The organism is Salinigranum sp. (assembly GCF_041641895.1).
GTDB lineage: Archaea > Halobacteriota > Halobacteria > Halobacteriales > Haloferacaceae > Salinigranum.
The window spans coordinates 1-12,217 of sequence record NZ_JBEPXO010000106.1; the positions used below are offsets into that span (position 1 = coordinate 1).

The following is a 12,217-nucleotide window of genomic DNA, read 5'->3' on the forward strand; positions in this document are numbered from 1 at the left end:
TAATGGTTCGTCAGACATCACCCCGTTCGCCGTGCTGAGGTGGTGTCTCCGGGGCTGAGCGGCTCAGTCGTCTGTGTCGTCGCCATCGTAATCGCCGTCGCCGTCATCGTCGTCGTCACTGCTGTCGTCGCCGTCGTCGCTGTTGCGCACGTCGTCCCCGTCGCTCGTTCCGGTCTCTTCCGTGTCGTCGCCGTCATCGTCGGACTCGTCGTCGGTTCCGTCAGTGTCGTCAGCATCACTACCGCTGCCGTCATCCCGCTCGGTCGTGTCGTCTTCTTCTGACTCGCTCGCGCCGTCCGCGTCATCAGTGCCGTCGTCCGACGTATCGTCGTCCGTGTCGTCTGCACTGTCCTCGCTGTCTGCGTCGTCGCCCGATGCACCGGCCTCATCGGTACCAGTCTCGTCGTCGCTGTCGTCGTCGCTGTCGTCGTCGAAATCGTCGCCGACATCGTCTCCGGCGACCCCCCGTGCGACCGTCATCATCTCCGGGGTCACGAGGGCGTCCGTCCGGTCCTGAAGCGCCCTGAACGTCGCCGGCGCGAGTCCGTACTGTTTGCGGACAGCCGGCGGCAGCGTCTCTGCGGCTTGTTGGGTCCGGTCGAGTCGCTTCTCAGTGACGACGCTCTGTGCGACGAACGAGGTCACCCGACTCCGATACGCCGGCTCGTCGTCGTTTTCGAGGAGGTTCCGTCGCGTCTCGAGCCGTTCGAGATTGGCTTCGACCTGTCTCGTCTCGTTCGCGACGACTGCTGCTCGCGAGGCTGGATCGGATGCCTGCGTGAGCTGTGTCTCGAACGAGCGCGTGTCGTACTCGTCTCGGACTTCGGCCTCCTGTGCGCCGACGACGCCCGCGTAGCCGACTCCGGGCGCGTCGACCGACTCGTTCGTCGGCGGGTGGAGGGTGGTCCCATCACCGAAGTCGACCAGGGTGATTCCGGCGACGAGGGCACAGACGAGTGCGAGTCCGAACAGCACGACCGCCACCGCGTTCGCGCTGGCACGAGCCGTTCGGCTTCGCGTGACCTGCTCGCGACCCCGTCGACTGGCTGCACGTCCGACCCGACGTAACCGTCGCGTGACATCGATCATGGCTCGCCTCCCGTCTCGTCGTCCACCGGGAGCGAGAGGACGTTCTGGTTTCCGAGTCTGAACCCCTCGATGTCGCCCCGGTCGCGGAGCGTGCTGACGGTCCTGCTGACTTTCGCGTCGCTCCACCCCAGCGCCGAGACGAGTTCTTGCTGTCTGATGCGACCGCCGCGGTCCCGTATCTCCCAGACGACCCGTTCCTCGTTGCTCATCAGCTCCGGGTCGACGCCGCCTGTCGACGCTGGTGTCGACGTCGTCTGCTCAGTGACTCCGTCTCCGGCGCTCGCCGACTGTGACCGAATGGCGCCCTCGCGCACGCGCTCGCTGTCACGGTCACGATTTTGTCGGCCGTGCCACCAGAACGCGAGTCCGCTCAGAGCGAACGCCGCACTCAGCCCCACGAACACCGTCGGCATCACCTCGAACCCCGTCCCCGTGCCGCGTTCGACGAGGACGAGACGGGGGCCGTCCCGTCCGAACCAGAGCGGCCCCGTCCAGATGGCCGCGCTGTCGCGCTGGTCGGTGACCCTCTCGTGGACGGTCCGCGCGTCGTACCCGTCGGGCCACGAGATTTGCAGCTGGACGCCCTCGTCGAGATACAGCCCCGACAACGCGTCACCGACGCCGAGTTCGCTCCGGTCGTCGACGCTGGCGAAGCCGTGCCAGGTGAACGTGTAGACGACGACGCCGTACGGACTGGGAAGCTGTCTGGTCTCCGCGCGGACGCTCGCGTCCGTCACACGCATCGGGCGGCCCGTCGCGTTCGCCGCCGTCCGGACCGTCTGGTTCACCCGGCGCTCGAACCGGCCGAGATACCGCGTCCGGTTCGACTCGATCTCCGCCTGGAGGCGGTCGAACGACCCCGTCTCGTTCACACCATCGAGTCCGAACCGGTACTCGACGGACGCGACGGCGGTTCCGTTCGCGAGGACGTCGAACCGCAACAGGACACGCTCCGCGTCGAGTTCGGTCTGTTGCAACTGGCTCTCGACGGGCTGTCCCACCCCCTTCGAGTCGACTGGGGCCACACCGAGTACACCCAGCGGAGTCGCGACGACGGCGAGGAGGACGGAGAGATAGATGACGAGTTGCATGCGCGCGGTGAGCCTCACTGTAGTACCGCAACAGGCGGCAAAAGGGCTGTCGACCGTTCACGAACCCGACGTGTTAACGAAGGGTGAAAACGGCTGCAAAGCGATGCAAATGGGTCTCAAAACCCCGAAACCGGGCGATAGGGGCGTTCTGACTTTTCTCCTTCCACTCCTTCCGACCGGGTGCAGCAATGAACTCAAAACTACTCGTCCTCTTGGTCGCCGCGTTCGTGGTGGCCGGGGGCGCAGCCGCAACGGCGAGTGCGGCATCCTCTGCACTCGCGACCGACACGACCAGCCAGTACGACGACGACTGGGACGACCGATACGACGATGATTCGGACGACTCTGATGACCGGGACGACGCCGACGACCGGTACGACGATTCGGATGATGCCGATGATTCCGACGACTGGTACGACGATTCGGACGATTCAGACGACTCGGACGACCGGTACGACGACGATTCGGACGATTCGGACGATTCAGACGACTCGGATGACGACGACGATGGCGACGATGACGATGACGACTAAACCCGATCTGACGCCGATGGCGAAGTCGGCACCAGTTCGGGCGTGACCGTCGACGAGAACACTGACGACGGGCGTTCCGGCGCTGGCGTCTACGGTACTGTCAGCGTCGCAGACGACGTCGTCCACCGGGGCAACGGAGGAGTCGGAGAGCGTTCATCGGACTCGACTTCGCTGTCCACGGACGGGGAGACAACGAGACCCGACCACACCGGTCCTGGCCGACCTGGCCCTCCGAAGACGACGTTCGAGGCCGTATTCGACGCGACGGAGACAACCGTGTGTAAGTTACCCACGACTGAAGTCGTGGGGTTTCCCCCGCGAGGGGTTTCGGCCCACACTTCGTCCGCCGTCAGGGGCGGGTTGCACGACGGCAGGGGGTCACGCGGAGGGGTTTCCTGCGCGGTTTTCCGCCCGGTGGTCACCGTCCGAAGCCGTCTCACACCACTTCAATTATCGGTGGACTCCCCTCGTTTCGTCGCTGTGGAAGACAGCGAGAGCGACGAGGCGTCATCCGTCCCCGACTTCAGGGCCTACCTACGGAGGCCCCTCCACGGACGACACGTTTGGCCGACCGGAGTGTACCCAATCCGACGAGGTGCTGTACGATAACTCTCACGGTGGCGAAACCGGCTGTTGGTCGTCCGTGGAAGGTGTCAGGAGTGTCGGCTTCCTCCCACGAGTAAACTCGTTGGCTTCCGCCTCGAATCTACGTGAGGCCGTCGTTTCGGCCGTCGCGACGACGACGAACACGGCTCCACCGGACCTCCAATCACTGTCTCGACCCATCGACGTGGAGGCGGTCGACCGACTGACCGACTCCATGTCACACCGACCCACACGATTTTACGCCCTCGTCGCAATTTTTGCCGCATGGACTCCGACACCGCGGGGACGCGACGTTCCAACGTCGGGACGCCCTCCGAACAGTGGAAACGGTACCAGGGTGCGCCGACCGGCACCGACATCGAGTGCAAGGGCTGGCGGCAGGAGGCGGCGCTCCGCATGCTCAACAACAACCTCGACCCGGACGTCGCAGAACGACCCGAAGACCTCGTCGTCTACGGCGGCACCGGCCGAGCGGCGCGGTCGTGGGACGCGTACGACGCCATCCTCGAGGAACTCCGCTCGCTCGCCGCGGACGAGACGCTCCTCGTCCAGTCGGGCAAACCCGTCGGACGCTTCCGGACGCACGAGCGCGCCCCGCGGGTGCTCGTCGCCAACTCGAACCTTGTCGGGAAGTGGGACGACTGGGACCACTTCCACGAACTCGAGGCGAAGGGCCTCGTCATGTACGGGCAGATGACCGCCGGGTCGTGGGCGTACATCGGCACCCAGGGCATCATCCAGGGGACGTACGAGACGCTCGCGGAACTCGCCCGGCAGGAGTTCGGTGCGGGGTCGGGTGACACGGACGGCGCCGGACTCCGTGGCCGCCTCGTCGTCACCGGCGGCCTCGGCGGGATGGGCGGCGCCCAACCGCTCGCGGTGACGATGAATGGGGGGGTCTGTCTCGCGGCCGAAGTCGACGGCCGCCGTATCGACCGCCGCATCGAGACGCGCTACCTCGACGAGCGCGTCGACGACCTCGACGAGGCACTCGGGCGGGCGACGGACGCCGCCGAGGCGGGCGACGCGTACTCCGTCGGCGTCGAGACGAACGCCGCCGACCTCCTCGAGGGCTTGCTCGCCCGCGACGTCGTCCCCGACGTCGTGACCGACCAGACGAGCGCCCACGACGAACTCGAGGGGTACTACCCCTCGGGCTACACCGTCGCGGAGGCGGACCGACTCCGGGCGGAGGACCCGGAGGCGTACGTCGAGGCGTCGCTCGACACGATGGCTCGACACGTCGAGGCCATCCTCGCGCTCCAGGAGCGAGGGGCGGTGGCGTTCGAGTACGGCAACAACATCCGCGGGCAGGTGCGAGAGCACCGCGGCCTCGACCGGGCCTTCGACTTCCCCGGCTTCGTCCCGGCGTACATCCGGCCGCTCTTCTGCCGGGGGAAGGGCCCGTTTCGATGGGTCGCGCTCTCGGGTGACCCCGCCGACATCCACCGCACGGACGAACTCGTGACGGAACTGTTCCCGGACAAGCCGCACCTCCACCGGTGGATCGACCTCGCTCACGACCGGGTGGCGTTCCAGGGTCTCCCGGCGAGGGTCTGCTGGCTCGGCTACGGGGCCGAAGAGGGCCTCACCGAACGCGCCCGGTTCGCGCTGGCGATGAACGACCTCGTCCGTACCGGAGAGCTGTCGGCCCCCATCGTCGTCACGCGGGACCACCTCGACGCCGGGTCGGTCGCCTCGCCGAACCGCGAGACAGAGGCGATGCGCGACGGGTCGGACGCCGTCGCCGACTGGCCCATCCTCAACGCCCTGGTGAACTGTGCGGCCGGCGCGGACATCGTGAGCGTCCACGACGGCGGCGGCGTCGGCATCGGCAACTCCCTGCACGCGAACAACCACGTCGTCCTCGACGGGAGCGAGTTGGCCGCGGAGAAGGCCCGGGCGGTGTTCACGACCGACCCCGGGATGGGCGTGATTCGGCACGCCGACGCCGGCTACCCGGAGGCGCTCGACGAGGCACGGACGTCGGACGTCCACGTTCCGATGCACGGGGCGGGTGACGATGACGAGTGACCCCGACGGCGACGACCGGTTCGTCGCCCCGCCGCGGTGGGTGGGCCCCTCGGCCGACCCGGCCGACGAGCAGTTCGGCGACGTCGTCGACTCGACGACGCTCGCGGCGACGGACCACGACGCGGTCCTCGTCGGCGAACCGTACGACGGCGCGGTCATCGGCCGGCGTGGCGCGGCCGACGCACCCGCGGCTATCCGCGAGGAACTCGCCGCGCTCAAGACGCGACACCTCGCTGGCTCCACGCCCCCGACGCTCGGTGACCTCGGCGACGTGGTCGTCTCCGACGGTGACGTCGCAGCGGTCCAGCGCGGCCTCGCCGAGACGACCCGTGCCGTCCACGCACTCGACGCCCTCCCCGTCTTCCTCGGCGGCGACAACTCGCTCACCGTCGCCAACGTCACCCCGCTCCTCGACCGGGACGTCGGCGTCGTGAACCTCGACGCGCACCTCGACGTCCGGCGCGTCCGCGACGGCCCCACGAGCGGCACGCCCTACCGCCAACTCCACGACGCGGGCCTCGCGGGGTACGTCTGTCTCGGCGCGCGCCACTTCGAGACCGCCGGACCGTACGTCGACACGCTCGACGAGTGGGGCTGGCAGGCGGTTCCGGCGGAGGCCGTCGGCGGTGGCGGCGTCGAGGGAGCCGTCGACCGAGCGCTCGACGCGCTCTCGGAGGTCGAGACGCTGTACGTCAGCGTCGACTGCGACGTCCTCGACGCCGCGGCCGCACCGGGCGTGAGCGCGCCGACGCCGGGCGGCCTCTCCACCCGCGAACTGTTCGGTATCGTCCGGCAGCTCTGTGCGGACCCCCGTCTCCGCGGCGTCGAGGTGGTCGAGTGTGCGCCACCGCTCGACGCGAGTGGGCGGACGGTCGCTGCGGCGGCGCGGGTCGTCGCCCACGCACTCGCCGGCACCGCCGTCGATGCCGACACGGGGGCCGAGTCGGCGGAGGTGACGGGATGACCGCCGCCGACGCCGGCACCGACGGGGGCCTCGACTTCGTCGTCCACGACGCGCGGGAGGTGGTCGTCGGCACCGGCGACGAGGGCCTCCGTCGAACCGTCGACGGTGCCGTCGCCGTCGTCGACGGACGCGTCGCCGCCGTCGGCGCCTCGGACGAGGTCTGCCGGGCGTACCCGCCCGAGAACGCCCACGAGTCGATAGACGCAACCGGGAAGACGGTCGTCCCGGGGTTCGTCGACGCCCACACCCACGCCTGCTTCGCCGGCGACCGCTCCGACGAGTTCGTGGCGAAACTCCGGGGTGCCAGCTATCAGGAACTGCTCGCGCAGGGCGGCGGCATCCTCCGGACCGTGCGCGCCGTCCGCGAGGCGTCGACCGACCGACTCACTGCCGACCTGCTCGCACACCTCGACGTCGCACTCGCCCACGGGACGACGACCGTCGAGGTGAAGTCGGGCTACGGCCTTGACGTCGAGACCGAACTCCGGATGCTCCGGGCCATCGCGGAGGCCGACGACCACCACCCGGTCGACGTCGTCCCGACGTTCATGGGTGCTCACGCCGTCCCCCGGGGGACGACCGGCGACGACTACGTCGACGCGGTCGTCGCCGACCAGCTCCCGGCCGTCGCCGACCAGGGTATCGCCCGCTTCTGCGACGTCTTCTGCGACGAGGGGGCGTTCACGCCCGACCAGTCGCGTCGCGTCCTCGAGGCCGGCCTCGACCACGGCCTCACGCCGAAGGTCCACGCCGAGGAACTCGCTCACACGGGCGGGGCACGACTCGCCGCCGAGGTGGGTGCGGCGAGCGCCGACCACCTCCTCCACGCGACCGACGACGACGTCGCGGCACTCGTCGCCGCCGACGTCGTCCCCGTGCTCCTGCCCGGGACGGCGTTCTCCCTCGGCGGTGACTACGCCGACGCGCGGGCGATGCTCGACGCTGGCGCGCCCGTCGCGCTCGCGACCGACTTCAACCCCAACTGCTTCTCGCGGGCGATGCCGTTCGCGATGACCCTCGCCTGCGTGGGCATGCGACTCACGCCTGGCGAGGCGCTCGTGGCCGCGACTGCGCACGCCGCGCGGGCGCTGGACCTCGACGACGGGCGGGGGACGCTCCGCGAGGGCGCGCCGGCCGACTTGGCTGTCGTCGACGCACCCTCCCACGTGTACCTCGCGTACGACCTCGACGTGAACCGGGTCGAGACTGTCGTGACGGGTGGGGAGGTGGTCCGGCGTGACTGACGACTCATCGCTCGGTCTCGACGGGACCGACCTCACCGTCGAGGGAGTCGTCGCCGTCGCCCGCGAGGACCGCCCGGTCGAGGTGACCGAGGCTGCCCGGCAGGCCGTCCGTACCGGCCGAGAGCGAGTGGAGAGCGTCCTCGACGCGGGCGACGCGGTCTACGGCCTCAACACCGGCTTCGGTGACCTCGTCGACACCCGCATCCCGTCCGACGAGGTCGACGACCTCCAGACGAACCTCCTCCGGAGTCACGCCGCCGGCAGCGGCCGCGACCTCTCCCGCGAGGAGGTGCGGGCGCTCCTCGTCGTTCGACTCAACACCCTGCTCCGGGGCTACTCCGGCGTCCGCGAAGTCGTCATCGACCACCTGCTGACGCTGCTGAACCGCGGCGTCCACCCGGTCGTCCGTTCCCGCGGGAGTCTCGGCGCGAGCGGCGACCTCGCTCCGCTCGCGCACCTCTCGCTCGTCCTGCTCGGCGAGGGAGCGGCCGACGTCGACAGCGACGGCGACGGCGACTCGGGCACCGAGCGCGTCTCCGGCGCAGAGGCGCTCCGTCGAGCCGACCTCGACCCGCTCACCCTCCGGGCGAAGGAGGGACTCGCACTCATCAACGGGACGCAACTCACCACGGGACTCGCGGCACTCGCGCTGTTCGACGCCGAGCGCCTCGTCCGGGCGGCCGACGCGGCGAGCGCGCTCACCACCGAGGTGACGATGGGGTCGACGGCCGCCTGCGACCCGGCCATCCACGGCCTCCGGCCGCACCGCGGACAGGCCGCGAGCGCGCGGAACGTCAAACGCCTCACCCGGGAGTCCGAAATCGTCGAGTCGCACCGCAACTGTGACCGCGTCCAGGACGCGTACTCCATCAGGTGCCTCCCGCAGGTTCACGGCGCGGTGCGCGATGCGGTCTCACACCTCCGCGAGGCGGTCGAGGCAGAGTTGAACGCGGTCACCGACAACCCCATCGTCTTCCCCCGTGACGCGCTCGACGCGCGCGCCTCGGGGACCGACACGGCGGCCGTCGTCTCCGGCGGCAACTTCCACGGCGCGCCGCTAGCACACCGTCTCGACTACGTGACGGCGGCGCTCACGGACCTCGCCTCCATCGCCGAGCGGCGTATCGACCGGACGCTCAACCCCTCGATACAGGAGTCGCACCTCCCCCCGTTCCTGACTGCCGACAGCGGGGTCCGGTCGGGTTACATGATCCCGCAGTACACCGCCGCTGCGCTCGTGAACGAGTGCCGCGCCGAGGGCCGACCGGCGACGGACTCGACGCCCGTCAGCGGCGGACAGGAAGACCACGTCAGCATGAGCGCGACGTCGGCACTGACGACGCGGCGCACGCTCGACCGTGCCCGCCGGGTCGTCGCCATCGAACTGCTCTGTGCGGCACAGGCGGCCGAGTTCGTCGACGACCTGCGCCACGGCGTCGGCACCGGGGCGGTGTACGACATCGTCCGGGCCGTCGTCGAGCCGCTGGACGAGGACCGCCCGAGCGACGGCGACGTCGACGCGCTCGCGGCGCTCGTCGGGGACGGCCGACTCGACGCTGCCCTGTTCGACGCGGTAGAAGAGCTGGAGTGAGGGGGTACAGCACCGACTGCCTCGAAGCGTGCCGACGGGTCGCTCCCGTGCGAATCGGACTCGGGCTCAGGCCGTCTCCTCCGCCGCCGACTCGGGGCTGAACACGTCGGGGTTCTCCGGCCCCTCGGCGTGGACGACGGCCAGCGCCCCCTTCCGGGCGACCCGCGAGAGCGCGTGGTCGACGAGCTTGTAGTCGCCGGGGACGGGGGTGTGCATCGTCACGACGGCTGCACTCCCCGGGAGGACGGGCGTCGTCTGGACGTACCGGTCCGGCGGGGAGGCGAGTGCCCCCTGCCGGTACACCTCGTCCCACACCGAGCCGATGGGGTGGAAGCTCGAGAACAGGTTCGGCCCGCCGACGCCGTAGAATATCCTGACCGTCTCGTCCGTCCGGATGTTCATCTCGTCGTACTGCTGCGGGCCGATGGCGTACTTCTCGCCGTTCATCAGGACGTACGTCGGATCCTCGGCGGCCATCCGGGCGAACGAGAAGCCGTGGTGGCCCTCCTCGCCCGTCTCGCCCTCCGTGTAGAGTTCGTGCTGGCCGAGGTAGAACTCGTGGTCCACCGCGGGGAGTCCCTCCTCGGGTTCGACGAGGATGATGCCGAACATCCCGGCCGAGATGTGGTAGTCGACGTTCGCCACCGCACAGTGGTAGATGAACGCTCCGGGGTACGTCACCTGGAACTGCAGGCGCCTCTCTTCACCGGGGGCGACCAGCGTCGCCTCCGCACCGCCACCGGGGCCGCGGCACGCGTGGAAGTCGACGTTGTGGACCATCGCGTTGTCCGGGTGGTTGCGGATGGTCAGGTCGATGGTGTCTCCGACCCGTGCACGGATGAGCGGGCCCGGTACCTGACCGTCGAAGGTCATGTAGTCGAACGTGACGCCCGGTTCCACCTCCGCGACGAGTTCTAGCGTCTCGAGTTCGACCGGTACCACGGCGGGTTCGGTCCGCGTGATGGGCGGGGGAAGGTCGCGCGGGTCCGCCGCGATTCGGTCGACGTCGACGGGCTTCGCCGCGTCCAGTTGCGCCGTCGGTGCCGTCGCGACCGCCCCCGCATCGACGCTCGTGTCCGCCCGTGGCGCGCCGGCCACACAGCCAGCCAGCGCCGCCGCCCCGCCGAGTCCAGTCGTCTGTAACATCCGTCGTCGCGTCAGTTCGAGTGACATGGTCAACAGATGCACCTCCGGGGAGGACGAGTATAACCCGGGCATCTGGTTCTCTCGCCCGAAGAAGGCTGACGAACACGTTCGGAGTTCGACCACGGATTCTCGGTTTCTGAGAGTCGCCGACCGTCACGCCTCCGAGAGAGTGGCGACGGCGGCGACGCCAGCGACGGCCAGCACCCCGCCGAACCCGAACGCCGCCGACCACGAGGCGACGTCGACGAGCCACCCGGCCACGACCGGCGCGGCGAGCGACCCGCCGATGGAGAGTGTCATCAGCACCGCGAGGCTCGTCCCGCCGGACCCGGCCGGGGACACCTCCTCGACGTAGACGTAGAAGACGCCCGTCCCGAGCTGTGACCCGACGCCCGCGAGCAACAGCGCCACCGCGAGCCAGGCCACGGACGTCGCCACGGCCGCAGCGACGAGCGCCGGGACGACGAGCACGAAGGCCGCGACGATGACCGGTCGACGGCGGCCCCCGATGCGGTCGGAGAGCCACCCGCCGCCCGGCCGCGCGAGCAGGCCCATCGCGGGGACGATGGCCGCGAGCGCCCCCGCGGTCCCGATGTCGACACCGACGGCCTCTGCGGCGTACGTGGGCATCCACGAGTTGAAGAAGACGAACAGCGAGTACGCACAGAAACTGCTCGCCGCGATGGCCAGCACCCGTCGGTCTCTGAGCGCCGCCGCGAACCCCGACAGCGAGAGCGCCGACTCGTTCTGCACCGGCGCGTCGAGCGCCCACGTGAACGGGACCAGTCCGACCACGGTGACGACTGCGTAGACGGCAACGACGCCCCGCCAGCCGACGACGGCCTGGAGCGACGGGCCAGCGGCCTGTGCGAGTGTCACTCCCGCGGGGGCGCTCGTGACGAACAGGCTCGTCCCGAGCGCTCGCCGCGCCCGTGGAAACGACTGCGCGACGATGTTGGCGTTCGCCGTCCAGAGGAACACCGCCGTGGCGCCGCCGACGAACCGCGTCGCCAGGAACGTCGGATACGTCGGTGCGAAGGGGCCCGCGAGGGCGGCGGCGACGAAGACGACGCTCCCGGCGTACACGAGCATCCGGTTGTCGTACCGGTCCATCAGGAGGCCGCTTGGGAGCTGAAACACCACCCAGCCGAGGAAGACGACGCTGATTGACAGCCCCGCGGTGGGTTTGTCGATGCCGAACGCCTCGACGAACAACGAGATGATGCTCGCCGGGGCGAAGAGGTACGCGTTGAACCCGGTCGAGACTAGGAAACACCCGGCGAGCACCAGCCACGGACGCCGCGCCGACGCCGACTCGGCAGTCATACGGTGAGTTCCTCTATGGGGTGCTAAAGCCCCAGCGGTCGCGGCCCGGCGTGCCGGTGGATTCGGCTCGGCGACCCGACACGACCAGCGTGGCCACTGGCGACGGGAGCTGAATCGAAGCAGTGGACGGGGCGACGCCTACGCGGTCGGCGCGTCGGTGTCGAGTTCGCCCGTCTCGTCGAGGCTGCTCAGCGCCGTGACGGCCTCCTCGCGGTACTGGTCGACGGCGTCGCCGTAGTGTTCTCTCGCCATCCGGGCGTACTGGTTGCCCTCGTCGTCGAAGGCGCGGACGCGTTCGACCGTCCGCTGGGCCGTCTCGACGACCCAGCGGTCGCGCGTCCCGGCGTCGACTTCCGTGATGGACTCGGGGCGGACGCTCACGATGACGCCGTCGCCGTCTTCGGGTTCGTACGTCCGCGGCTTGCCGACGATGGCGACGTAGGAGGGTGCGTCGAGGTCACGCAGCGCCGCGGCGGCCTCCGGCTGGTACTGCCCAGCGTAGACGAAGAACGTCCCTGTCGGGTCGACGATCCGGCCACGCCAGTACTCGGAGTCCTCGCCGATGTCCTCCTTCTCGGTGAGCGTGCCGACGA

The 12,217-nt window shown here is 69.7% G+C and carries 10 protein-coding genes and 1 pseudogene; 6 read left to right on the forward strand and 5 right to left on the reverse strand.

Translation table 11 applies throughout. The annotated features are described in order from the left end of the window. Nucleotides 1–63: 63 nt before the first annotated feature. Together ACESK5_RS17255 and ACESK5_RS17260 are read right to left on the reverse strand one after the other, a co-directional pair. Complete coding sequence (locus tag ACESK5_RS17255; RefSeq protein ID WP_372912818.1) at nt 64–645, reverse strand: hypothetical protein; 582 nt, start codon at nt 643–645, stop codon at nt 64–66. 440 nt (nt 646–1,085) lie between these two features. Next, nucleotides 1,086–2,180 carry a helix-turn-helix transcriptional regulator gene (locus tag ACESK5_RS17260; RefSeq protein ID WP_372912819.1) on the reverse strand — a complete coding sequence of 365 codons (1,095 nt, stop codon included), beginning with the start codon at nt 2,178–2,180 and terminating at the stop codon, nt 1,086–1,088. A 188-nt stretch (nt 2,181–2,368) separates the two neighbouring features. Between ACESK5_RS17260 and ACESK5_RS17265 the strand changes: the two genes are divergently transcribed. The 6 genes and pseudogenes from ACESK5_RS17265 (at nt 2,369) to hutH (ending at nt 9,152) form a co-directional block, all read left to right on the forward strand. Then, the gene (locus ACESK5_RS17265) at nt 2,369–2,713 is read left to right on the forward strand and encodes a hypothetical protein (RefSeq protein ID WP_372912820.1); all 345 of its coding nucleotides are present in this window, start codon (nt 2,369–2,371) and stop codon (nt 2,711–2,713) included. Nucleotides 2,714–3,356: 643 nt separating this feature from the next. Next, nucleotides 3,357–3,533: pseudogene (locus tag ACESK5_RS17270) on the forward strand (HalOD1 output domain-containing protein); the annotation flags it as partial. A 50-nt stretch (nt 3,534–3,583) separates the two neighbouring features. Continuing rightward, nucleotides 3,584–5,353 carry a urocanate hydratase gene (gene hutU / locus ACESK5_RS17275; RefSeq protein WP_372912821.1) on the forward strand — a complete coding sequence of 590 codons (1,770 nt, stop codon included), beginning with the start codon at nt 3,584–3,586 and terminating at the stop codon, nt 5,351–5,353. Beyond that, complete coding sequence (gene hutG, locus ACESK5_RS17280; protein WP_372912822.1) at nt 5,343–6,317, forward strand: formimidoylglutamase; 975 nt, start codon at nt 5,343–5,345, stop codon at nt 6,315–6,317. The genes hutU and hutG overlap by 11 nt, the downstream gene beginning before the upstream one ends. Further along, on the forward strand, nt 6,314–7,561 hold the full coding sequence (hutI, locus tag ACESK5_RS17285) for an imidazolonepropionase (protein WP_372912823.1): 1,248 nt from the start codon (nt 6,314–6,316) through the stop codon (nt 7,559–7,561). Before hutG ends, hutI begins: the two co-directional genes overlap by 4 nt. Next, complete coding sequence (hutH, locus tag ACESK5_RS17290; RefSeq protein ID WP_372912824.1) at nt 7,554–9,152, forward strand: histidine ammonia-lyase; 1,599 nt, start codon at nt 7,554–7,556, stop codon at nt 9,150–9,152. The genes hutI and hutH overlap by 8 nt, the downstream gene beginning before the upstream one ends. A 66-nt stretch (nt 9,153–9,218) precedes the next feature. On the opposite strand, the gene nirK is transcribed toward hutH, so the two are convergent. The 3 genes from nirK to ACESK5_RS17305 all read right to left on the reverse strand — a co-directional run. Further along, complete coding sequence (gene nirK / locus ACESK5_RS17295; RefSeq protein ID WP_372912825.1) at nt 9,219–10,325, reverse strand: copper-containing nitrite reductase; 1,107 nt, start codon at nt 10,323–10,325, stop codon at nt 9,219–9,221. 126 nt (nt 10,326–10,451) lie between these two features. Then, a complete protein-coding gene (locus ACESK5_RS17300) occupies nt 10,452–11,624 on the reverse strand; it encodes an MFS transporter (RefSeq protein WP_372912826.1) in 1,173 nt (390 codons plus the stop codon). Nucleotides 11,625–11,762: 138 nt separating this feature from the next. Further along, nucleotides 11,763–12,217, reverse strand: a 455-nt coding sequence (locus tag ACESK5_RS17305; RefSeq protein ID WP_372912827.1) for a DNA-binding protein, incomplete at its 5' end; no start/stop codon positions are given.

Coding starts and splice junctions, on each gene's coding strand:
- ACESK5_RS17300 (WP_372912826.1), bottom strand. CDS start 11,624: ATGACTGCCGAGTCGGCGTCGGCGCGGCGTCCGTGGCTGGTGCTCGCC.
- hutI (WP_372912823.1), top strand. CDS start 6,314: ATGACCGCCGCCGACGCCGGCACCGACGGGGGCCTCGACTTCGTCGTC.
- ACESK5_RS17265 (WP_372912820.1), top strand. CDS start 2,369: ATGAACTCAAAACTACTCGTCCTCTTGGTCGCCGCGTTCGTGGTGGCC.
- ACESK5_RS17260 (WP_372912819.1), bottom strand. CDS start 2,180: ATGCAACTCGTCATCTATCTCTCCGTCCTCCTCGCCGTCGTCGCGACT.
- hutG (WP_372912822.1), top strand. CDS start 5,343: ATGACGAGTGACCCCGACGGCGACGACCGGTTCGTCGCCCCGCCGCGG.
- nirK (WP_372912825.1), bottom strand. CDS start 10,325: ATGTCACTCGAACTGACGCGACGACGGATGTTACAGACGACTGGACTC.
- hutU (WP_372912821.1), top strand. CDS start 3,584: ATGGACTCCGACACCGCGGGGACGCGACGTTCCAACGTCGGGACGCCC.